The following is a 20,707-nucleotide window of genomic DNA, read 5'->3' as shown; positions in this document are numbered from 1 at the left end:
AACGCGGAAACGACACCTTGTCTCTATGAGGGCCCGGATGAAGCTTGCCACCAAACTAGCCGTTGCAATGATTCTGCTGGTTGCGGTCACGGTCGCCGCCGTCGGCTGGGTGAGCTCTCGCAGCCTGGAACGGGCGCTGCTGCCGCGGGTGGTTGACCGGATCGAAGCCCAGTCGCAGCTTCTTGCCACCGAACTCGAATCCTACGTCGCCGGCGCACGGGGCGACATCGCAAGCTTTCGTTCGACTGCGCTGAACAGCCTGATACAGGCACATCTCGCCGGCGGCCGCGACCCCGTCGAGAAGACGACCGAAAAGACCTGGCACGACCGGGTCGCGACACGCCTTGTGGCCATGGTCGAAGCCAAGCCCGCGTATGCCGCGTTCCGCGTCATCGGCCTCGAGGACGGCGCGCGCGAGATTGTCCGCGTCGATCGCTCGGGAAGCAGCGGCGCAGTGCGGGTCGCACCCGAAAGCGAACTCCAGCAGACGAGCCAGCAGGCGTTTGTCACCGAGACGGGCCGCATGTCTCTCGGCGAGATCTACGTCTCGCCGCTCACGCTCGAACAGGACCGCGTGCAGGGCGCGATGCCCATCATCCGGATCGCCACCCCGGTCTTCGCACCGGAGGGTAAGGCGTTCGGTATCATCGTCGTCGATGTCGACATGCGTGCGGCATTCGAGCGGGTCCGCGCCTCGGTCCAGCCGGGTGAACAAGTCTACATCGTCGGCCGCGACGGCGACTATTTGGTTCACCCCGATCGGGCCCGCGAATTCTCCGCGCACTCGGGCAAGACCCAATGGCAGAACGATTTCCCGTATTTCGCGGCACTCGTGGGAACGCAGCAGAGCATCGGAGAGGTCATTGATGACCGCGATGGACGCCTGGCCGGCGCCGCGCTCGCCTCGACCCTTCTTGCCGGCAAGGAGTGGATCGGGGTGATCCAGGCCGCGTCGAACGCGAGCTTCATGGCACCGGCGCTGGCCATTCAACAGATCAGCGTGGCCGTCGGGCTGATCGCGGTCCTCGGCGCGGCCGTGCTGGCAGTGCTGCTGGCGAGATCGCTGACTCGCCCGATAGGGCAATTGACCGCGGCGGTGGACAGCGTCGGGCGCGACGATGAAAACCCCATTCCCGTCGATGCGGCTGGCGAGACCGGCGTACTCGCACGGGCTTTCGCCCGGATGATGGAGGAGACCAGGACGAAAACCGCGGCGCTGGAGCGCGAGATACTTGAGCATCGCATGACCGAAGCCGCGCGCGATCACCACGCGAGGCGCGAGCGACTGTTCAGCGCCGCCGTGCAATCGTCGGCCGACGCGATCGTCACAAAGAGCCTTGATGGAACCATCACCGGCTGGAATCCGGCCGCCGAACGCCTGTTCGGGTATAGGGCCGACGAAGCGGTTGGCAAGAGCATCCATCTCATCGTGCCGCCCGAGAGAATCGCTGAGACACAGGAATGTCTGCGTCGCATCGCCAACGGCGAGCGCCTTGAACCTCACGTCACCGTACGCTTGCGCAAGGACGGCAGCCGGGTCGAAATTTCGCTCAGCGTCTCGCCAATCAAGAACCCGTCCGGGCAGATTATCGGCGCGTCGAAGATCGCACGCGACATCACCGAATCCAGGAGGACGGAGCGGGCGCTCCAGCGCGAGATCGAGGAGAGGCGACGGATCTTTGAGAGCTCGCAGGACCTGATCCTGGTCCTGGATTCGCACGGTGCCGTGGTGCAGGTCAGCCCTAGCTGCCAAGTCATCCTCGGCCATCGGCCGGAGGAAATGATCGGCCACGCCTGTATCGAATTCATCCAGCGCGACGACATCGACATGGCGCGCGAGGATCTGCGCGCCGCCCGTCGCGGCATGCGCTCCAGAGCCTCCGACACGCGATTCCTGCACAAGGACGGCCATCCGGTGAAGCTGTCCTGGCTCGGCTCGTGGTCCGAGCCGGTCAAGCGTTACTTCTTCGTCGGCCGCGACATGACGGAAAGCCTGCTGGCCCAGGAAAGCCTGCACCAAAGCGAGCACCTGTCGCGCAACATCATCGAGACCGCGCTCGAGGCCTTCGTCCAGGTCGACGACAGTTTCAGGATCCTGAACTGGAACTCCCAGGCGGAAAAGATCTTCGGGTGGCCGAGATCGGAAGCGCTCGGCAAGGAGGCCATCGAGCTCATCGTCGCGGAGTCTGCTCGCGAGACTGTAAGGGCCGAACTGTCGAGAACCGTCCACGACGAGGCAGGAGAGGTTCTCGGTCGTCGCCTAGAGATTACGGCAAGACGCCGCAACGGGAAGGAATTCAGGGCGGAAGCCAGCATTACGGCGCTGAGGCGCCGCGACGGCATGCTGTTCAACGGTTTCTTCCGCGACCTGACCGACAAGATCGCCGCCGAAGAGAGGATTCGCCACTCGGAAAAGATGGAGGCCCTGGGCCAGCTGACCGGCGGCGTCGCGCACGATTTCAACAATATCCTGACGGTCATCACCGGCACGATCGAGATCCTGGCGGATGCGGTAGCCAGAGAGCCGCAGCTTGCCGCCATCACCAGGATGATCGACGAAGCGGCTGCGCGCGGCGCCGAGCTCACCCAGCACCTGCTTGCCTTCGCGCGCAAACAGCCGTTGCAGCCACGCGAGATCGACGTCAACCACCTGATCGTCGACACTGCCAAACTGCTGCGCCCGACTCTCGGCGAGCAGATCCAGATCGAATCGGTCTTCGAAGCCCCGACTTGCGTGGCAATCGTCGACCCCAATCAGCTGACGACGGCAAGCCTCAACCTGGCGCTCAACGCGCGCGACGCCATGCCGGACGGCGGCAAGCTCATCCTGGAGGCCGGCTCCGCCTATCTCGAGGGCACCTATGCGGCGACCAACGACGTTCGGCCCGGACAGTATGCGGTGATCGCCGTCAGCGATACGGGCTCCGGCATTCCGCCAGCCATGCTCGACAAGGTCTTCGATCCCTTCTTCACCTCAAAAGGTCCGGGCAAGGGTACCGGCCTTGGCCTGAGCATGGTGTACGGCTTCGTGAAGCAGTCCGCCGGGCACATCAAGATCTACAGCAAGCCGGGTCACGGAACCACGATCAGGATGTACCTTCCGGCGGGCCAGAGTGCGGTCGGTACCGAAGACGACATTTCGCCGCAGGCAATCGAGGGCGGAAGGGAAACGATTCTCATCGTCGAGGATGACAGGCTGGTGCGCGAGTATGTGCTGACCCAGCTGCATTCAATGGGCTATGTCACGCTGGAAGCGGCAAACGCTGCGGAAGCCCTGGAGATTGTAGGCGGCGGCAAGCAATTCGACCTGTTGTTCACCGACGTCATCATGCCGGGCGCGATGAACGGCCGCCAGCTGGCGGACGAGGTGAAGAAGATCCGCCCCGGATTGAAGGTATTGTACACGTCCGGCTACACCGAAGACGCCATCATCCATCACGGCCGGCTCGATTCGGGCGTGCTGCTGCTGCAAAAGCCCTATCGCAAGTCGGACCTCGCCAGGAGTATCCGCAAGGCGCTGGACGGCTGAGAGCGGCACAGCGAGGACGGCGCGCATCTGCCATCGCTTTAATGGCGCGCTGCATGCGGCGCGCCTTGCGCCGCGCTGCTTGCCTTATCAGGAAGCGCGCTGCGCGGCCGTCATCACGATCCGGATCAGATCGGCGGCGTTGCGGGCGCCGAGCTTCTTCATGATGTTCGCGCGATGATCCTCGATGGTGCGCGGGCTGATGCCGAGCGCGCGGCCCGCCTCCTTGTTGGACGCGCCGGAGGCGAATTGTTCAAGCACCTCACGCTCGCGCCGCGTCAGGGGCTCGCGTCCCGGAAAATGCAGCGAGCCGAATTTCGGCGCCGCATGTTCGGCCTGCCGCTTTGCATAAGCCCCGATCGCCTCGTTCAACCGGGCCACGATCTCGCTGCCACGAAATGGCTTTTCGATAAAGTCGAGCGCGCCGTTCTTGATGGCGCTGACCGCCATGGCGATATCGCCCTGTCCGGAGATCATGAAGATCGGCGCGGGATAATCTTCGCCATGCAGTTCCTTCAGGATGTCCAGGCCGGATTTGCCGGGGATGTGAACGTCGAGAAGAATGGCCGCAGGCGTCCGGGTCCGCGCCACCGAGAGCAACGCAGCGCCGTCGGCGAAACAGATCACCTCATAGCCCGCCGCCGACAGCACCATCGACAGAGTGTCGCGAACGGCCTGATCGTCATCGACCACGAAGATCTCGCCACGTGAGGTTTTCTCCGACATTTCAACCATCCTGAGTGCCGTGGAGCAGATATGCCCACACCGATCGCGCATGTCCTGCGGCGAACATCACGCTCACCGTATTTGTACGGGAGGTGAACTCAACCGACAAGTAGCCGAAAGAGTCCCAGGCCGTGAGCCGGAGAGAAATATGCAGGCAGAGCGCGGGACTCGTCATCGTCACCGCTCGGGATCGCGATGACAGCGAACATTTGATCCTTGCCCGATTTAAAGTTCCTGATCGAGCAGGTCGCAAGCAGCATCGCCCGGCTTGACCAGGCGATCCGGTCGGAGACTGTGTCGGAAAATCAGGACAGCTCCACTGCCATGATCCTGGACGATGTCACGCCCGGCTATCGGCCAGCAAGCGCGACCCTCAATGCCTGCAAGGCTGAGCTTGAGTCCGCAATGCAGTCGCTCCGCGACGCCGGCGTGCCTGAAGATGGAACCGAGATGGAGCTCGTCCTGACCCTCTAGGGTAGAAGACGAGGCCGAAGTTCAGGTGCGGTGGCGCTCAGCCACCGCGTCGACGGCGACGCCGCCCCAGGTGTGGATGGCGGGCAGCCCCATCGCCGCTTTGCCGAGATTGGCAAGGGAAATGCGCAAGGCCGCCAGATCCAGCGGCTTCGGCAGGCTCTGGAGCTCCACACCGAGCGATCGCGCATAGCTACGCGCCGCGCTCCGGCGGGAGCCTTCCATGCCGCTTACGACAATGACGGCGCCGGCGTATTTCGCCTCGGCCATTTCGCGCAGGACATCAATGCCGTCTCCATCCTCCAGCACGAGGTCGAGCGTCACGCAATCGAAATGCGCGTTCTTGATGAGGCTGATGGCCTCGGCACACGAAGCGGCGACGGTCACCTCGTGGCCGGCTTGCGTGGCGGCGACCTTGATCAGGCTTCGCTGGGTGGCGTCGTCGTCGACCACCAGGAGCTGGAGGGGCTGTCGTTCGGCGGCATCGGCTGAGTTCGAGCGGACGAGAGAAGAACGAGTGCTGGTGTGCATTGCTGGCCCTAACGGGTTGGTCGAAGCAAGAATGCACAGCTCGCGCTCAAAGCGAGTAAAACGAAGCGGCGCAATTCCAGCGGTCGTCTTTAGAAATTGTGCAGGATACCAAAAATGCACACCACGATACCGCGGCGGCCGGCGCGATCTGGCCGCGCCACCAAAAGTCCATTCAGCCGAGCAGCGCGTCCTGTCCAGCCATACCGGATCGTTTCTTCTTATTCTTGCCCCTCAGGAACTGGATCTCCATTTCCGAGCCGTTGACCCGGACCAGTTCGCAACGGCGGTAAGCGAGCCCCGTGGAAGACAGGAGGAGGAAGAACTCCTTGAGATTGAGTCCCTGAATGGAGCCTTCCACGGTGAGCACGGCGTCATTATCGGAGATGGCGTTGAGCTTGCAGTCGCGGCGCCACGTCCCGTCGATCCCCATGATGCAGACGTCATAGCCCCGACTGAACGTCACCCGTTCGGTACCTTTGGTTTCTTCGGTCATGTCTCAAGGCCCCGCGACTGCCATCCTGCCTGCGCCGGCCGCAAACGGCCGCGCGGGCATTGCGGCCCGGGCGCCGCTAGGCCGGTACAAGCCGCGCCGGTCAGGAACTGGCTTGAAGGTGTCCGTCAATCCGACCACCGTTTCCGCCGCGCCGAGCACCAGAAAGCCGTCCGGCTCGATCGCCTTGGCGAGGCGGTTGAAGACGTTCACCTTGGTTTCCTGGTCGAAATAGATCAGCACGTTCCGGCAGAAGATGACGTCGAAGGTGCCGATTTGGGAGAAGTCATGCAGCAGGTTGAGCTGCCGGTGCTGAACCATCGCGCGCAACTCGGGATTGATCTGCCAGGATTCTCCGGATTGCTTGAAGTACTTGACCAGCAGCTGGATCGGCAGGCCGCGTTGCACCTCGAACTGACTGTAGATGCCGACCTTCGACTTCTCGAGCACCTCCTGCGAGATGTCGGTGGAAAGAATCTCGATGCGCCATCCGGTCAGCGCGGCCCCCATCTCCTTGAGGCAAATCCCGAGCGAATAGGGCTCCTGCCCCGTCGAGCCCGCGGCGCACCAGATGCGAAGACTCTTGCGGCCCGCGCGCGCGTGCAGGAGCTCGGGCATGATGGTTTCGCGGAAATGGTCGAACGGAACCTTGTCGCGGAAGAAGAAGGTCTCGTTGGTGGTCATTGCTTCGACCACGCTGGTGATCAGAGCCGACGACCCGCCCTGCAGCTTCTGCACGAGTTCGCTGATTCCCGACAGGCCAATCTTGCGTGCGACCGGCAGCAGACGGCTCTCGATCAGGTATTGCTTGTCGGCGGACAAGTCGAGGCCGGACTGATCCCTCAAGAGCTTGCGCAGATATTCATATTCAAGAGGGGTCACGGGTGGCCTCGTGGAAACACTTTCAGAAGATACTCAGGCGAACGCAGCCGTTGCGGGGGAGACCAGCCCAACCTGAGCGAACTTGTCAGCGATGATGTCCTTGTCGAAGGGCTTCATGATGTATTCATTCGCCCCTGCGCTGAGCGCCTGGGCAATGTGCGCCACGTTGTTCTCGGTGGTGCAGAACACGACCTTGGGTTCTTCGCCGCCGGGCATGCGACGCAGATGGCCGAGGAACTCGTAGCCGTCCATGACCGGCATATTCCAGTCGAGCAGGACCGCATCCGGCAGCTTATTCTTGCAGAGCTCCAGCGCCTTCGAGCCGTCCTCGGCCTCGATGACCGCGAAGTCCATGCTCTCCAGAATGCGACGCGCGATCTTTCGCACCACTCCGGAATCATCGACAACCAGGCAAGTCTTCATGGGAGTTCCTCCAAGTGCGTTTTGCCGGCGCTAGGCAGCCATCGGCGTCTTGTGCTCCAGCTGAAGGACGCGATCGACATCGAGGACGACCATCAGCTGGCCGTCGAGCCTGTGGACGCCCCCCGCGAACTCGGCCATGCGCGGGTCGAGATTGACGGGGTTTTCCTCCTTGTCCTCATCCGCAAGGCGGAGGACCTCCCCGATCCGATCGATCAGCAGCCCATAGGACTCCGCGCGCAGATCGACGCCGATCGCCATCGGCGGCTTGCCGCCTTCGGTGTCGGGAAGACCGAGGCGGGCGCGCATGTCGATCACGGTGACGATGCGGCCACGCAGGTTCAAGACCCCCGAGATTTCTCGCGAAGCCAGCGGCACCCGCGTCACCCGCTCCGGGATGAACACGTCCTGAACGCGGGAGATGGGCAGGCCGAACAATTGTTCGCCGATCATGGCGGTGACGTATTCGGACATCGTGCCCTCGGCGCCTTGGCTCCTGCTGCTCATCAATCAAGCCCCCTTACGCCCGCCCGGCTGATCTCGACCGCGATGGGGCGCATCGATGCCACGCGGAAGGAATTGAACGACACCGGTGCGACCGCTTGCGAGATGCGACGGATGTCCACTTCTCGACCGATAATCATCCTGTTTCACGGTCCGGTTAATTTCCTGTTCCGTTCAAATACGGAGGTTAAGAACGCGGGTGGCTCCCGGCGGCACGAGCCGAGCAGACTGCCGACGCCGCGAGGGCCCGGATTTGCGATGTACTTCGCGCTCCGAACGATCGGCGGTCGCAGCCGATGGAAAGCCGCAACGAATGCCCGGGTCGGACCGAACTGCCTTCGACACCAGGCAACTCCGGCTTGCGCAAGGACCAACCGTTCGCTTCTGGCCAAGTTGCTTTAGGGTGAACGAGTCCTTAACAGCGCCACGGCTCTCCCAACGTCGCCACGCGAAGCCGCAGCGGCAGAAACGGCTTAAGCGGACCGTAACGGAGAGGGCGTAGGCATTTCAGACAGGATCGGACGGACCACTCATCCACACCATGGCTCACCCGGCTCAACTTGCTGCATTACCGCCTGCCCCGCTCGACGCGCCGGCGGACGTCGAGCCGGCGTTCGATCCGGCAGCGTTCGAAGAATTGACGTCCGAGGTCGGGCGAGAGGGCGCCGCGGAAATCGGCGAGGTATTCAAGAGCGAGACCGAAGCCCGCCTGCAGCGATTCCGCCTGATGTCACCCGGTCAACAACGAAGCAAGGTCGAAAGAGAAGCCCACTCGCTGAAGAGCGCGGCCGGCAGCGTCGGCTATCGTCGCCTGGCAAAGCTGGCGTTGCAGCTGGAGATAAATGCGGCGCAGCTGACCGGGTCCGAATATCTCGATCTTCTTGAACAAATGGATGCGGCTTTCGCTGCGGCAATGACGCAGGAAGAGCACCGCTGAGCTTTGCGAAGAGCCGGTAGGCCGCTGCGATCCCGAACTGCACGCTTGCGGAAAAAGTCCAGCCGTACTTCTACGGTTCGGAATTTTCACCCATGGCTAATCCTGCGTGACCGATAGTTGCGCGAGGACCAGGAGGGTTTCATGTTTACTTATGAAACAGCGGATCAGAAAGAGGTCCGGCGTTTCCGTATTGCGCAATTCAACGGCAGGCCGGCTACGGTCAGATGCGGCGAGAAGACGGTGACCGGGTTTGTGCGTTCGGTACAGGAACAGGACTCGAGCATTCCGTTGCGCTGGATCATCACGATCATCCCGAGCCCGCCGAAGGAATACGGCCGTGACTTGCGGGCCGCTGCGCGCGTTCGCCCTTTCGCCGACGACTATTGCTGATAGCGCGTCGCTCCGGCTTCGACCGCGGCGGCAGGCGATCAGTCGATCGGATGCAACAGCGCGGCGCGGACCAGATCTGCCGTATTGCGCGCACCCAGCTTGCGCATGGCCTCGGCCCTGTGACTTTCAAAGGTCCTTGGGCTGATGCGCATCCGCAGCGCACCTTGTTTGTTGGAGTAGCCCTCGCTGATCAACCTCAGCACCTCGCGCTCGCGTTTGGTCAGAGGCCGATGACCCGGGGCGGATGAGACGACAGATCCGGCGGCACGGCTACTGGCTGCACCGGCTTTCGTCTCGTCTGCCGTGTTGCCGTGCTTGTGCGCACCAACGATCTGCTTGACCAGCGCGCAGACCCGCTCGGTCTGGGCCAGGGCGTTGTCCACCACGTCCTGCAGATAGGCCTTGTCGCCGGTGGCCGCGAGCAACCGGTCACTGTGATTCTTGATCTCGCCCATATAAAGCAGGAGCGCGGTCAGGGGTCCGTTGAGTTGGCGCGCAATAGCGGCAGAGGTTTCTTCCGCCACCCGTGCGCGCAGCGCCTCCAGTCGCGCGACTTCCGACTCGTCCCGAGGAGCAGCGCTTTCGCCCGCGCGCGGCGCGCGCGAATCGACGGCAGATTGATCTCGATGCCCCATGTCCCTGATTCTTAATAGAACCGGGCTCGGTCCGCGCTCTCATTCTTGCTCCGTAAGATTACGGAGGCATCTAACAAGGCGCACCACCCAGCCAGCTTAGGCACAATTTTTGCGCGTATCCACGCGAAGCGGCGCCCCTGGCGGTTGCAATAGTGCCGCACTGCAGCTGTTGCGACGCATACGCAAGAATTGGCAACACCAGATCAGGGACTTGCCGTCGCGCTTACGAATTAATTAACGGCGGCTTGCTTTTCTAATCAACTGTCGCGAGCGCGCAAATGCCTCAGTCAACCGGCGATCAGCCGATTCGGAAAGTTGCACAAGCTGCGTGCCATGGTTGAAATCGGCCAAGTCTGGGATTTCCTGCAGAAGCTCTCGCCGCTGATGCGGAGCTGCCTGCTCAGCGAGCTCGAAAGGCTCGAGCTGTGCGGCGTCGATATGCCGGGCTCGGCTGATATCCAGGCTCGGCTGCGCGCGGAATTCCGCAAGGATGGATCGACACAAGACCGCGCCAGCACTCCGTCGCGTTACTTCTTCGCGCCACTAGAACACCTGCTGGTGGATGGGGCCCCGGAGAACGCCAATACGGGGCGCATCGCGCGCAGTTCGCTCGCCCCGATCTGGGAATGGATCTGTCGCGATTTGCTGCCTACCATGGCAAGCGACTACATCAAGGCCATCAACCAACAGATCACTGCCAACAACGACAAAGAGGCGCTCAAGGTCGCCTCGGCCTTTTACACCAAGGTGGTCAAGGTTCTCGACCACGCACTCGCTTCGCCTGACGGGATAGAAACGATCCGCAGCAAGCTCGCAAAATATACCGCGTCCCGTACCGTTGTGGACGACGTGGCAAAGATATTCTTCGCGCTGCGCGCGCGCGACGCCCTGGCGAAGTTCACTCAGCAGTTGCCGCCGAAGATCAACAAGTTCAACGAAGGCGAGATCGCCAAGATCACCTCGCTCCTGGATTCGCTCAAAAAGGCCGACCCGGATGCGCTTCCCTTCGCGCTGACGCTGGTAGCAAAACGCCTGAAGGCGCCATGGCAGCTGATCCGTCTCGCCACGAAGGCATCGCGCAGCAAGAATGCAGCCGATGTTGCCGCAACTCCCTATGCAATTGCCGTCTCGATGGCGCTCGACCAGCTCGAGGACAAGCGCCTGGCGTTGCGGATTGCGCTGAAGAACAATCGCCCGGTTGTTGCACAAGCGCTGCTGATCGACATCTACGATACGGAATACGCGTTGCGGGTTCGCATCGACCAGCTCGAATCATCGCCCTGGGGAGAGCGCCTGCAGCAGACTATGGACTCGATCGCAGTGCTTGTCGAAGCCGAGGTCAGCCGCTTCCCCGAAGAGGTCGGTCATATCCTCGACTCACGCCGCCTGCGCAGCCATGAATCGCTGAAGGGCCGGCTCACCTACCTGGCATGGAAGGGACGCGATGCCGTCCAGGGCGGCGCGATCTATTGCCGGAAGCTGATCGGTCAGCACTGACGTCCACCGCGACATAGACCGGACCCGTACGGCCGGATCGAGCTCTGTCTAGAGGCGCTCTGCGCGCTCCAGTACGAGAAACCGGTCGAGAAATCGACCGGAGAGCACGAACCAGAACCACCAGTACACTTTCCGCCGCGTCGTCATGGAACCGATCCTCAACAGGAGGTCACTTCGAGCTCGCGACGCATAGCGCTGTTTCCGTGCGCCGCGTGTGACATGACTCACATTCCAGGCGTTTAACGCAGGCCAGCGCCGCGCAAGAAAGCCGAGCCGGGCTCCGCAGGTGTATCGACAAATAATTCCTGAGCTTGGCGGGACGACGCCACAGGAGAGGCGCCGTCCGATCCCACGCCGACGGCATCGGGCAGGTGATCAGTATTGGCTGCCCGCCTCGCAACTGCGCGAGGTCAGTCGCATCCTCGAGCACACGGCCTGGGGATTCACACTGGGTTCGATGCGGGCTTTGACGAAGGGAGATCTGGCAGAGCACGAGAAACGCGGGAGCGAGATTAACGGTGGTTGATCGCGCGGCTCACGAGGCTGCCATGGAGTTGGCCAAACGGTAAGCGCCTGACAATCGCCTGCACTGTCCAGCGGTTACATGCCCCTCGTCCACTCCGTCCGGCCTGTCTGATCAATTCTGCTGCAAATTTTTGCGCATACTGCGCGCTTTAACGTTACCGGAATAATTCAATTGCGGCACGACGCTCACCACATTTGAGCCTGCCTCGCCGCTCACAACGTTGAAAAGCGGGAGAGGTGAGCGATGGACAACGGACTAAGCGCCGGAACACGAATCGTGAGCTTCGGTCGCCGAAAGGTGACGGCTCGCGCCTGCATCGCCGACAGCAAGAAGCATCTCCGCGCGTTCCTCAGCGATATTCTCGAAGATCTCGGTTTCGTCACCTGCGAATGCGCGGGGATAGACGAGCTCGGGACCATTTTGGAAACCGAGATTCCCGACCTCGTCCTTCTTGGCATCGCGGTGGACGGATTGCGACCTGCGAGATTTCTCGAGACGTTGGTACGCCACGACTACGGCGGAAAGATTCTTGCCATCGGCGCCCCCGACTCGATCGTCGTCAAGGCGGTGAAGCAGGTCGGCGAGGAATATGGCCTTGCCATGCTGACGCCACTTACGACGCCGTTCGACGCCGAGACATTGCGCGACCGCGTTGCGCTGCTGTTGCCGGAGGAGCCCGCGCCAAGTCCGGCCCTGCATGTACAGGAGGCACTGCATGCCGGCTGGCTCGAACTGTGGTTCCAGCAGAAGATCGACGCGCGCAGCCTGGTCCGCGCCGGAGCCGAAGCGCTGGTGCGGGTGCGGCATCCGACCTGGGGCGTAATTCCGCCGGCCTTCTTCATTCCTGCGGAGCACGATCCGCATCTGCTCGATCTGTCGAAGTTCGTGGTCGAACGGGCGATTCAGGATTGGCATTATTTGCTCGACCGGCAGAACCCGACCGATATTTCGATCAACCTCCCGACTTCCTTCCTCAGGAGCCGTCAGGCCGTACGGGATCTCTGCAATAGTGTGCCGCGGCACCCAGCCTTCGGCGGGCTGCTGATCGAGATTGACAGTGCCGAAGCGCTCGAAAACCTGCCTCTGCTTGTCGAGATCGCAAAGCAGATGAGCCTGCACAATATCGGGCTCTCGATAGACAACGTCGGCGCCGATTGGCCGACGCTGGCAGGACTCGATTTCTTTCCCTTCGTCGAACTCAAGGTCAATCGACAGTTCGTCACCGGTTGCGGCCATGATGGATTGAAGCGGGCTGTTTGCCGCCAGATTGTCGAAATGGCCGCCAGTCACGGCGCCCGGGTTGTCGCCGAAGGGGTCGAAAGCCACGCCGATCTGGTCACCGCCAATGAAGTCGGCTTCGATGTGCTGCAGGGCCACCTATTCGGCAAGCCGATGGCACTGAAAAAATTCGCCCGGTCGTCTTTGGCTTGGCCATTGCTCACGCCGAAGTGAGCCATGCGGCGCATTGCAATGCGAGGATCCGCCCTGCGCCGCGCCAACACCGACATCCCCGTCAGACGGTCCGGCCGCCGTCGACCGGCAGTTCGACGCCGGTGATGAACTCGGCTTCGTCGGAAGCGAGATAGAGAGCCGCGTTGGCGATGTCGGCGGGGCGCGACATCCGCCCGAGAGGAATCGTGGCCAGGAACTTGGCGCGATTTTCCGGTGTGTCGGGCATGCCCATGAATGCCTCGAGCAGTCCGGTTTCTCCGATCACGGGGCAGATGGCGTTCACGCGGATCTTCCACGGTGCCAGTTCGACTGCGAGGGATTTCGAGGCCAGGTTCACGGCGCCTTTGGTCGCGTTATACCAGGTCAGTCCCGGCCTAGGGCGCAGGCCGGCGGTCGATCCGACGTTCAGGATGACGCCGCCGCCCGCATCGCGCATGACCGGCGCGGTCACGCGGACGAAGTGGAAGATCGACTTCACGTTGACGCGGAAGATGTGATCGAAGGTCGCTTCGTCCACTTCGAGAATCGGCCTGTTCTTGTGGGTGGTGCCGGCGTTGTTGACGAGGATGTTCGGCGTGCCAAGCTTTGCCTTCGTCTCGTCGACGACGCGCTGAACATCGGCTGCCGCCCCGACATCCGCCGTCAGAGCGATCGCACCCTGGCCGATCTCCTTGGCCACGCGCTCGGCGGCGTCGCCGCGGATGTCGACAACGGCGACTTTCGCGCCCTCCTGGGCGAATCGCTTTGCAATGCCCTCGCCAAAGCCGCCACCGGCTCCCGTGACAATGGCAATCTTGTTCTGTAGCCTCATGATCCTATCCTTCCATCTTTCTTATCCGGCCTGCCCAAGCGGGCCGGCGGCTCGTGGCCGACGCCAGGCCAGACGTCATGTTCAGACGTCATGTCAGACGCCGTGCCGGATCGTCACGGTCTTCAACGCGCCGAAGCCGTAAAGCGCCTCGAAGCCCTTTTCGCGGCCGTGACCCGAGCCTTTCATCCCGCCGAACGGCAGCTCGATTCCGCCGCCGGCGCCGTAATTGTTGACGAACACCTGGCCTACCTGGATCTTGCGCGAGAGGCGCATCGACCTGCCGAGATCGGCAGTCCAGACACCGGCCACCAATCCGTAAGGCGTGCAGTTGGAGATCCGCACCGCATCTTCCTCATCGCGAAAGCGGACCGCCACGAGAACAGGTCCGAAGATTTCCTCCTGGGCCAGGACATGGTCGGGCGGCACGTCTCCGATCAGCGTCGGTTTCACGTAATAGCCACCTTCCGGCAGATTGGTGCCGAAGGAGCCCTCCGCCAGGACCTTCAGGCCGTCGCGTCGTGCAATATCGAGATAGCGCTCGACCCGCGCCTTCTGCGTCGCATTGACGACAGGCCCGAGATCGAGGTCCTGGCTCGCCGATCCCACCCGTGTTGCCTTGAAGCGCTCGGCCAACTGACCGGTGAAACGCTCGTAGACGCTATCTTCGATCAACACTCGGGAGCCGGCGCTGCACGTCTGCCCGGCATTCTGCACGATGGCCTTGACGATGATGGTTCCCGCTTCGTTGAAGTCCGCATCCGAGAACACAACCTGCGGGGACTTTCCGCCAAGCTCGAGCGTGACAGGAATCGTGTTCCGGGCCGCCGCCGCCTGCACCAGGATGCCGACCTCACGCGAGCCGGTGAAGCTGATGTGGCCGATGCCCGGATGCGCCGACAACGCCGCGCCGGCTTCTTCGCCGAGACCGGTGACGACATTGAAGACGCCGGCCGGGAACCCTGCCTCTTCCGCGAGCCTCGCCAGGCCGAGAGCCGTCAGGGAGGCGTCCTCGGCCGGCTTGAGAACAACCGCGTTGCCCATGGCGAGCGACGGCGCAACCGAACGCCCGAGCATCTGAAGAGGATAGTTCCACGGCACGATATGAGCCGTCACCCCGTGCGGCTCATAGAACGTCATGACCGTGAAGCCGTTCTGGAAGGGAATCGTCTCGCCGTGCACCTTGTCGGCGGCGGCGCCGTAATACTCGAAAGAGCGGGCGCAAGCCGCGACGTCACCGCGCGCCTGGGTTATCGGCTTGCCGACGTCCTCACTCTCCATTTTCGCCAGGTTTTCGGCATCACGGCGAATGAGTTCGGCCATCTTGAACAGGAGACGGCCTCTGGAAACGGCATCCGTCTTTCCCCATGCGCCTTTGACGGCGGCATGACCCGCGGCAACGGCGGCGTCGATTTCCTTGGCGCCGCCGCGTGCGATCTCGGCCACTTTCGAGCCGTCCGAAGGATTGATGACCGGCAGGGTGGCGCTGGGAGCGACCCAACGCCCTCCGATGTAGTTCTGATGCACGTCCATTTGCGCCCTCCGTTCTGGCGGCCCCTAACTTTCGGCCGCCGCTATTTCGCCGCGCTCGACCACATACGTCGCTTCCACAAGCGTCGTCTACCGCCCTTTGTACACCCGCCAAGGCCGAGATCACATCGGTATGGATCTCCGAGGAACGTCGACGGGCGCTGGTATTCACAGACCTAGAAAAACGCCTTGTTTCGGGGAAGCGATGAATGTCCCGGCGAAGGGACGCCGCCCCATACTAGCGAAAGTCGGCAATCACCGTTCTTCGAAACGTTCTCGGCTCATGCGCCACGGCTTGTGCGCGCGCGTGTTCCCTACCGTGCGCGCGGTTTTGTTGCTAAGCGACCGTTATGAATGGGGCGCGGCGCGAAAAGACGATTGGCTTCCTCTGCCTTGGCGTGGCGGCTTCCGGTTGGGCGTTCAACTGGCCTTTGATGAAGCTATTGCTGCAAGAGTGGCCGCCGCTGTTCGCGCGCGGTCTCGCCGGCGTGGCCGCCTCGCTCATCCTCGGCATCATGGCCGTGAGCCAGCGGCAATCGCTCAAGGTCCCGCGCGAGGCCATCCCCAGGCTGTTATTCTCCTCCTTCACCAACGTCGTCGCATGGATGGGCCTTGGCACCATGGCGATGAAGTTCGTCACCGTCGGCGAAGGCGCCCTGATCATCTACACCATGCCGATCTGGGCGATGCTGTTTGCCTGGCCTTTCCTGCATTTGCGTCCGACGGTCCGGGACGTCATTGCGCTTGTCCTGGGCATGGCGGGCGTCACTCTGATCTTGGGAGGGAGCGGCTATGCATTCGACGCCGGCAAACTCATCGGCGTCGTCCTTTCGCTCTCCTGTGCGATGCTGTTCGCGCTCGGCAATGTCCTCAACCGGAGTCCGCTGCCGATGCCGCGATTGGCGATTGTGGTGTGGCAGGTCGGCCTCGGCTGTCTCGCGATGCTGATTCCCGGCATCCTGTTCGAGCGGCCGAACTATGCGGCGATCTCACCGCTCGGCGTCGCCTGCTTCGTCTACATGACGCTGGTGCCGATGGGTGTCTGCTATCTCGCCTGGTTCGAAACCTTGCGCCGCTTGCCGACGGTGTCGGCTTCGACCGGCATGCTGCTCGTACCGGTTCTCGCCATCATCGCGGCGGCGATCGTTCTCGGCGAGCCCTTGGGAATGAGAGAAGTAGCGGCAGTGGCACTCACGCTTGGGGGCGTCACGTTGGCGCTGCAAAGAGCATGAGGTCGCGCGCAATGGGGGCACTTCCTCGGCCGGCTCCTCGAGCCGAGCCGTCTGAAGCACCGGCTATCCCGAAAGCGCCCGTTTGCGCTTCTTCCTCGTCGGGACCGGCAAAGGGGCCTGAGTTTTCACGTCCTCGGCCTCCTTGGCTTGTCTCAAGGCGCGCAGACGTTCCATGTTCTTGCGAACGGCGATTGCCCTTTGCTCGATATCGGCCATCGCTCGCGCGCCTTCTTCCGAGGCCTGACGTTGCCGGTTGGCGCGCGCAATGCGTTCAGGGGACAGTTCAGCTGATTTCTTGCCGGCCATCTTGTCATCCCAATCCGCAACAAAGCAAAGCCCGCTCAATCCCCGGATCGAGCGGGCAGCATCGCCATTTCAGTACATCCGTGAAACGGCGCGAACGGCTCAAGCCAGCGACAGATTTTCCGCGCTTACCTTGCCCCGCATCTTGTCGGTTTTGAGGTCGAAAGTGACCTTCTGGCCCTCGGCGAGGCCGGAAAGACCCGCCCGTTCAACAGCGCTGATGTGAACGAACACATCACTCCCGCCATCGTTCGGCTGGATAAAGCCAAAACCCTTCTGACCGTTGAACCACTTGACAGTACCTGTCGGCATATTCTTCTCCAAAGCATAGTTCGCGTGATCGTCACGCGAGTTCAGATTCAACTGGTCGATGTCTTCGGGAAGGAGCCCGCAGGCGCATTCAAAAAGGCACAGCGGCTAATCGAATGGTTGCAATCTATAGGTTCCGCTAGCAGATTACAAGTGCAGGAGGTAAAATCTGCTTCAACGCGGGCACATGAGACCGTTCGCCTCCGTCCTCAATTACCAGATTGCTGCGGCGCAGAATCCGCCTCCCGGACAGTCTTCATCTCCGCCGGGACGGTGCCTGAACAAACCTTCCGCGCTCCTGACTGCAACGGGCCCGCTGCAGGAAGAACTTCGACAGTTTGCGCCGACAATTGACGGGGCAACACGCGTGCAGAGTTTCGCCACAGACAATAATGTCGAGCAGGCGCTTCTAGCATTGAAGAAGATGATGCAACGCGAAGGCGTCTTCAGAGAAATGCGCCGGGCTGCAACGTTCGCGACCACCGGCGGCACCTAATGCGATGTTGACCGCCTTTGGCAGGCAGAATGTGGAAGTGTCAGGAAACCGCCCCAAATCGCGCCGCACCTTAGCCACAGCGGTCGCGGGAGATTCGGAGCTCTATTCTCTCGCCATTGCCATCAAATGAGCGCAGTCTTGGGTCGAGTGCAATATGGAGACCTGTCGTGAGAGGCAACATCTTCAACAGCAAAGGTATCCACGTTGCCGTCGTGGATGGCCAAACCATTCTCGATCTCAACGGTCAAAAGCTCTACGAGCTCAAGGGGACCAAAATTTACCGGCTCTCTGGTGAATTGGTCGGACACCTAAATGAAGCGAGCGGCACGGAGAGGCGGCTTGATCGGTCTACCGATCGACTGTTCTCGACAGGGAGCACCTGATGCGAAGGGAGAGTGGCTGGATGCCGCTTTGACGTATTGGGCCTCTTTTGGCATTGCAGGTTCGGCGGTTGGATTGTTGCCACGCAATAGTGGGTTGATGCCGGTGAACTGAAACAGGGCATAGGCGTTAACCTAAAAGACTGGGAGCTTGAGAAGGCCAAGACGGGACGATGCCCGCAAAAAGGCTTGGCGACGTCAATCAGGTCAAGAGTTTCCCTGTCGGGGATGCCGCAGAAACTACCCAGAGTAGGCTGCTTCTCACTATCCCGATGAGGGCCCCTGTCGGTGGCCGCACCAGCAAGACGTCCGCGGCGCTAAGTCGAGTCGCGGTCGAAAGGAGTAAGCAAATGAGCGGTTCTTTTTCAGAGCGAAAGACACAGTCCCCGGCGGAGCGTGAAGCCCAGAAAGCGTTCAGACAGCAAGATGCCAAAGAAGCCTTGTCGGAGTATCAGCGCGCCCAAAATGCATTCCGTGAAAACTTTCAACGGCTAAAGGCCGAGCGATTGGCGCGCGAAGCAGCGTCGAATGATATTCCCCGAAGCGGGAAGATACCCCCCAAGTCGGCGCGTCGGCGCATTCCCTAGGCTTCCGACGAATGGGCACGCCTGGTAGATCAAGTTCCGTCAGCAACCGAACGCGCCGTCCGTAATGGGCAGGCAGACTCCGCTGAATCGGTTGAAAATGACTCCCTATCGGACATTGGCAGAGTTAGTCCTGGAGGCGTTAGGGGAGTTGGCGGTGGCTGTTGGCGTCCCACCGCGTTCCTGCGATAAAATGTCCGCCGGTCTCGCCTTCCAACTCGCTTCAGTTTCATCGTGAGACGGGGTTTTCTCCGGCGATTGCGCGGTCCAGGGCGTCGATCAGCGCTTGAATCTCGACGAATTTGTTGCGTGCTCGCTCGGCCGTGTCACGCTCAAATGGAGCGGCCAGCACTTTCGCATGCGTGTCTCTGTCATCAATCATGCGATCACGGGCTTTCTTCAATGTTTCAAGTCGCTCGCTCATCTGGGCTCCTCTGTCAATAATCTTCTCGATTGCAACCACGGACTTAGTCGAAGGCAGCCGGAAGCTCGCCCTTCCGGAAGAAGACTGTAGGCTCATCGTCGTAGTCGCCCATTTCGGGGTCGCCGGTGGACGAGAACGCGACGACGGCGAGTTTGCTCAATGCCAGTCTCTCCGCTGTCCGGAGGGCGCCACTTTCCGATTTGCAGACGATCGGAGAGTCCGGCTTCAGATTTCCGCCCTTGCCGGCGTTGAATGCCTGCACGACGTAGGTTGTTTCGCGGGCCATCACGATTCCTTCGACCTGTTAAGAAACACGGTTGACGTCAACGATTGCGAAACCCGCGCTCAGCGTTGCATCGCTTCCATGAGCGCCGAAATCTTGATGGTCGCGAAATTGGAGAAGGTGTCCGACACGGCATATGGCAAGATGATCTGGCCGTTGTGCCTCATCGCACCGCACGTGTAGACGACGTTAGGGACATACCCTGCGCGCTCGGATGGCTCAGGCCGCAACAGCGGCTCACGCGAACGCGCCAGCACCTTGGAGGGATCGCGCTTGTCGAGCAGCGCCGCGCCGATCGAGTATTTGCGGACCGGGCCAACACCGTGCGTTAGCAGCAGCCAACCTTCATCAAGTTCGATCGGCGACCCGCAATTGCCGATCTGGACGAACTCCCAGGGAAATTGCGGTTTCAGAACGGCCTGACCGCCTTCCCATGTGTAGAGGTCGTCTGAATAGATCAGATACAGGTTCTCATTATCCTGCCGCGCGATCATGGCATACTTGCCGCCAATCTTGCGCGGGAATAGGGCCATGCCCTTGTTGCGCGCCGCAGCACCCCGCAAAGGCGCCAGTCGAAACGATACGAAATCACTGGTCTCGATCAATTCGGAACGGATCGCGCGTCCGTTGTAGGCAGTATAGGTCGCGTAGTAGGTTTTCCGATCGCCATCGATGAATTGGACAAAGCGCGCATCCTCAATGCCGTTCGATTGGGATTCGGTAACGGGAAAGATGACGCGCTCGCTGAGGTCTTCTTCGGGTTTGAAAATCAACTCGACACGCTCGCCGTCCGGCCCGGATACGCGATGGCAAATCCGGGGAACCGACGCGAGGCGAGCCGTCGGATCAACGGTCAAGCTGCCGTCGGCTGCGATTGTTCCGGTTCGAAACGTCAGTGACGACACATGCCCTTCGCCTATGGCACGGAGACTGAGAATGTAGCGCACGCCGCCCTTCGGTGCATCCGATTGATCGGGGTGCGGCACGATGCTGGGGTTAAACAAGGCAGAGGCTTCGAACGAATACTCATTGAGAAAATAGGCGCCGATCAGCTGGCGCTGGATCTTTGAGAAGACTCCGTGCGCTGCGAAAGCTTCTTCCATCTCATCCGCGCGGGCCTCGAACCTCTCCAGAAGGTTACGATGTCGACCCTGGAAATTATCCAGGACGTCAGCAAGCTGAGTGGCAACGGCTTCTGAATCGAGTGCGAAAACCCGGTCGACGATATGATTTGCGCGCAGTTTGTCGGTCGGGTTCAGATCGCGCGGTTCAGTCGCCGGCTTGAACGGCCGCACGATTACCCGCGCGGGGTCGGGGCGCAGATGAAGCGCCTGCCGGTTCAGGAAGGTAGCTTGTGACACGGTGTCCTCG

General features: G+C 61.5%; 23 protein-coding genes and 1 pseudogene. 10 read left to right on the top strand and 14 right to left on the bottom strand.

The features are described from left to right. Positions 1-37 precede the first annotated feature (37 nt). Positions 38-3,529, top strand: coding sequence for a PAS domain S-box protein (locus HY852_RS27735; protein WP_291608172.1), 3,492 nt, complete (start codon positions 38-40; stop codon positions 3,527-3,529). A gap of 87 nt (positions 3,530-3,616) precedes the next feature. Here HY852_RS27735 and HY852_RS27730 read toward each other — a convergent pair whose 3' ends face one another. Next, on the bottom strand, positions 3,617-4,252 hold the full coding sequence (locus HY852_RS27730; RefSeq protein ID WP_291608171.1) for a response regulator: 636 nt from the start codon (positions 4,250-4,252) through the stop codon (positions 3,617-3,619). Between the two features lie 216 nt (positions 4,253-4,468). On the opposite strand from HY852_RS27730, the gene HY852_RS27725 reads away from it, so the two are divergent. Beyond that, complete coding sequence (locus HY852_RS27725; protein ID WP_291608169.1) at positions 4,469-4,726, top strand: hypothetical protein; 258 nt, start codon at positions 4,469-4,471, stop codon at positions 4,724-4,726. A 21-nt stretch (positions 4,727-4,747) separates the two neighbouring features. Here HY852_RS27725 and HY852_RS27720 read toward each other — a convergent pair whose 3' ends face one another. From HY852_RS27720 to HY852_RS27700, 5 genes are all read right to left on the bottom strand, one after another. Continuing rightward, on the bottom strand, positions 4,748-5,254 hold the full coding sequence (locus HY852_RS27720) for a response regulator (protein WP_291608168.1): 507 nt from the start codon (positions 5,252-5,254) through the stop codon (positions 4,748-4,750). 172 nt (positions 5,255-5,426) lie between these two features. Then, complete coding sequence (locus HY852_RS27715) at positions 5,427-5,747, bottom strand: PilZ domain-containing protein (protein WP_291608167.1); 321 nt, start codon at positions 5,745-5,747, stop codon at positions 5,427-5,429. 3 nt (positions 5,748-5,750) lie between these two features. Continuing rightward, complete coding sequence (locus tag HY852_RS27710; RefSeq protein WP_291608166.1) at positions 5,751-6,626, bottom strand: protein-glutamate O-methyltransferase CheR; 876 nt, start codon at positions 6,624-6,626, stop codon at positions 5,751-5,753. Between the two features lie 33 nt (positions 6,627-6,659). Further along, on the bottom strand, positions 6,660-7,049 hold the full coding sequence (locus HY852_RS27705) for a response regulator (protein WP_291608165.1): 390 nt from the start codon (positions 7,047-7,049) through the stop codon (positions 6,660-6,662). A gap of 30 nt (positions 7,050-7,079) precedes the next feature. After that, complete coding sequence (locus tag HY852_RS27700) at positions 7,080-7,553, bottom strand: chemotaxis protein CheW (RefSeq protein WP_291608164.1); 474 nt, start codon at positions 7,551-7,553, stop codon at positions 7,080-7,082. A gap of 634 nt (positions 7,554-8,187) precedes the next feature. Between HY852_RS27700 and HY852_RS27695 the strand changes: the two genes are divergently transcribed. Both HY852_RS27695 and HY852_RS27690 read left to right on the top strand, forming a co-directional pair. Then, the gene (locus HY852_RS27695) at positions 8,188-8,487 is read left to right on the top strand and encodes an Hpt domain-containing protein (protein ID WP_291608163.1); all 300 of its coding nucleotides are present in this window, start codon (positions 8,188-8,190) and stop codon (positions 8,485-8,487) included. Between the two features lie 141 nt (positions 8,488-8,628). Further along, positions 8,629-8,877 (top strand): hypothetical protein, encoded by a 249-nt coding sequence (locus tag HY852_RS27690; protein ID WP_291608162.1) that lies wholly within the window; start codon positions 8,629-8,631, stop codon positions 8,875-8,877. Positions 8,878-8,915: 38 nt separating this feature from the next. Here the strand turns inward: HY852_RS27690 and HY852_RS27685 are convergent, their stop codons facing one another. Continuing rightward, a complete protein-coding gene (locus HY852_RS27685) occupies positions 8,916-9,512 on the bottom strand; it encodes a helix-turn-helix transcriptional regulator (RefSeq protein WP_291608161.1) in 597 nt (198 codons plus the stop codon). 333 nt (positions 9,513-9,845) lie between these two features. Here HY852_RS27685 and HY852_RS27680 point away from each other — a divergent pair, with 333 nt between their 5' ends. Next, entirely contained in the window at positions 9,846-11,009 is a 1,164-nt protein-coding gene (locus tag HY852_RS27680) for a hypothetical protein (protein ID WP_367116435.1), read from the top strand. Between the two features lie 769 nt (positions 11,010-11,778). Next, the gene (locus tag HY852_RS27675; protein WP_291608159.1) at positions 11,779-12,987 is read left to right on the top strand and encodes an EAL domain-containing response regulator; all 1,209 of its coding nucleotides are present in this window, start codon (positions 11,779-11,781) and stop codon (positions 12,985-12,987) included. 61 nt (positions 12,988-13,048) lie between these two features. On the opposite strand, the gene HY852_RS27670 is transcribed toward HY852_RS27675, so the two are convergent. Both HY852_RS27670 and HY852_RS27665 read right to left on the bottom strand, forming a co-directional pair. Next, complete coding sequence (locus HY852_RS27670; RefSeq protein WP_291608158.1) at positions 13,049-13,798, bottom strand: glucose 1-dehydrogenase; 750 nt, start codon at positions 13,796-13,798, stop codon at positions 13,049-13,051. Positions 13,799-13,891: 93 nt separating this feature from the next. Further along, entirely contained in the window at positions 13,892-15,328 is a 1,437-nt protein-coding gene (locus HY852_RS27665) for an aldehyde dehydrogenase family protein (protein WP_291608156.1), read from the bottom strand. A gap of 347 nt (positions 15,329-15,675) precedes the next feature. Between HY852_RS27665 and HY852_RS27660 the strand changes: the two genes are divergently transcribed. Further along, the gene (locus tag HY852_RS27660; protein WP_291608155.1) at positions 15,676-16,557 is read left to right on the top strand and encodes a DMT family transporter; all 882 of its coding nucleotides are present in this window, start codon (positions 15,676-15,678) and stop codon (positions 16,555-16,557) included. A gap of 63 nt (positions 16,558-16,620) precedes the next feature. Here HY852_RS27660 and HY852_RS27655 read toward each other — a convergent pair whose 3' ends face one another. Both HY852_RS27655 and HY852_RS27650 read right to left on the bottom strand, forming a co-directional pair. Next, on the bottom strand, positions 16,621-16,863 hold the full coding sequence (locus HY852_RS27655; protein ID WP_291608154.1) for a transcriptional regulator: 243 nt from the start codon (positions 16,861-16,863) through the stop codon (positions 16,621-16,623). A 99-nt stretch (positions 16,864-16,962) separates the two neighbouring features. Continuing rightward, positions 16,963-17,172 (bottom strand): cold-shock protein, encoded by a 210-nt coding sequence (locus HY852_RS27650; RefSeq protein WP_291608204.1) that lies wholly within the window; start codon positions 17,170-17,172, stop codon positions 16,963-16,965. Between the two features lie 346 nt (positions 17,173-17,518). On the opposite strand from HY852_RS27650, the pseudogene HY852_RS27645 reads away from it, so the two are divergent. From HY852_RS27645 to HY852_RS27635, 3 genes and pseudogenes are all read left to right on the top strand, one after another. Beyond that, a pseudogene (locus HY852_RS27645) lies at positions 17,519-17,629 on the top strand (30S ribosomal protein S21); the annotation flags it as partial. A 203-nt stretch (positions 17,630-17,832) separates the two neighbouring features. Continuing rightward, positions 17,833-18,048, top strand: coding sequence for a hypothetical protein (locus tag HY852_RS27640; RefSeq protein WP_291608153.1), 216 nt, complete (start codon positions 17,833-17,835; stop codon positions 18,046-18,048). 347 nt (positions 18,049-18,395) lie between these two features. Then, positions 18,396-18,632: a hypothetical protein gene (locus HY852_RS27635; RefSeq protein ID WP_291608152.1), complete on the top strand. Its 237-nt coding sequence runs from the start codon at positions 18,396-18,398 to the stop codon at positions 18,630-18,632. A 226-nt stretch (positions 18,633-18,858) separates the two neighbouring features. Here HY852_RS27635 and HY852_RS27630 read toward each other — a convergent pair whose 3' ends face one another. From HY852_RS27630 to HY852_RS27620, 3 genes are read right to left on the bottom strand one after another with little or no spacing between them, the layout of a single operon-like run. After that, positions 18,859-19,053 carry a hypothetical protein gene (locus HY852_RS27630; protein WP_291608151.1) on the bottom strand — a complete coding sequence of 65 codons (195 nt, stop codon included), beginning with the start codon at positions 19,051-19,053 and terminating at the stop codon, positions 18,859-18,861. Positions 19,054-19,096: 43 nt separating this feature from the next. After that, positions 19,097-19,339: a hypothetical protein gene (locus tag HY852_RS27625; protein ID WP_291608150.1), complete on the bottom strand. Its 243-nt coding sequence runs from the start codon at positions 19,337-19,339 to the stop codon at positions 19,097-19,099. 59 nt (positions 19,340-19,398) lie between these two features. After that, complete coding sequence (locus tag HY852_RS27620) at positions 19,399-20,697, bottom strand: glycoside hydrolase family 130 protein (RefSeq protein WP_291608149.1); 1,299 nt, start codon at positions 20,695-20,697, stop codon at positions 19,399-19,401. Positions 20,698-20,707: the final 10 nt, after the last annotated feature.

The sequence above is a fragment of the Bradyrhizobium sp. genome (genome assembly GCF_016213215.1).
GTDB lineage: Bacteria > Pseudomonadota > Alphaproteobacteria > Rhizobiales > Xanthobacteraceae > Bradyrhizobium.
The sequence above is the reverse complement of the archived record's forward strand: the minus strand, read 5'-3'. Positions and strand labels throughout refer to the sequence as shown.

Bases quoted from the DNA above. Each gene is read 5' to 3' on its own strand.
- HY852_RS27735 (WP_291608172.1), top strand. From the start codon at position 38: ATGAAGCTTGCCACCAAACTAGCCGTTGCAATGATTCTGCTGGTTGCG.
- HY852_RS27730 (WP_291608171.1), bottom strand. From the start codon at position 4,252: ATGTCGGAGAAAACCTCACGTGGCGAGATCTTCGTGGTCGATGACGAT.
- HY852_RS27720 (WP_291608168.1), bottom strand. From the start codon at position 5,254: ATGCACACCAGCACTCGTTCTTCTCTCGTCCGCTCGAACTCAGCCGAT.
- HY852_RS27715 (WP_291608167.1), bottom strand. From the start codon at position 5,747: ATGACCGAAGAAACCAAAGGTACCGAACGGGTGACGTTCAGTCGGGGC.
- HY852_RS27705 (WP_291608165.1), bottom strand. From the start codon at position 7,049: ATGAAGACTTGCCTGGTTGTCGATGATTCCGGAGTGGTGCGAAAGATC.
- HY852_RS27700 (WP_291608164.1), bottom strand. From the start codon at position 7,553: ATGAGCAGCAGGAGCCAAGGCGCCGAGGGCACGATGTCCGAATACGTC.
- HY852_RS27690 (WP_291608162.1), top strand. From the start codon at position 8,629: ATGTTTACTTATGAAACAGCGGATCAGAAAGAGGTCCGGCGTTTCCGT.
- HY852_RS27685 (WP_291608161.1), bottom strand. From the start codon at position 9,512: ATGGGGCATCGAGATCAATCTGCCGTCGATTCGCGCGCGCCGCGCGCG.
- HY852_RS27680 (WP_367116435.1), top strand. From the start codon at position 9,846: ATGGTTGAAATCGGCCAAGTCTGGGATTTCCTGCAGAAGCTCTCGCCG.
- HY852_RS27675 (WP_291608159.1), top strand. From the start codon at position 11,779: ATGGACAACGGACTAAGCGCCGGAACACGAATCGTGAGCTTCGGTCGC.
- HY852_RS27670 (WP_291608158.1), bottom strand. From the start codon at position 13,798: ATGAGGCTACAGAACAAGATTGCCATTGTCACGGGAGCCGGTGGCGGC.
- HY852_RS27665 (WP_291608156.1), bottom strand. From the start codon at position 15,328: ATGGACGTGCATCAGAACTACATCGGAGGGCGTTGGGTCGCTCCCAGC.
- HY852_RS27660 (WP_291608155.1), top strand. From the start codon at position 15,676: ATGAATGGGGCGCGGCGCGAAAAGACGATTGGCTTCCTCTGCCTTGGC.
- HY852_RS27655 (WP_291608154.1), bottom strand. From the start codon at position 16,863: ATGGCCGGCAAGAAATCAGCTGAACTGTCCCCTGAACGCATTGCGCGC.
- HY852_RS27650 (WP_291608204.1), bottom strand. From the start codon at position 17,172: ATGCCGACAGGTACTGTCAAGTGGTTCAACGGTCAGAAGGGTTTTGGC.
- HY852_RS27635 (WP_291608152.1), top strand. From the start codon at position 18,396: ATGAGCGGTTCTTTTTCAGAGCGAAAGACACAGTCCCCGGCGGAGCGT.
- HY852_RS27630 (WP_291608151.1), bottom strand. From the start codon at position 19,053: ATGAGCGAGCGACTTGAAACATTGAAGAAAGCCCGTGATCGCATGATT.
- HY852_RS27625 (WP_291608150.1), bottom strand. From the start codon at position 19,339: ATGGCCCGCGAAACAACCTACGTCGTGCAGGCATTCAACGCCGGCAAG.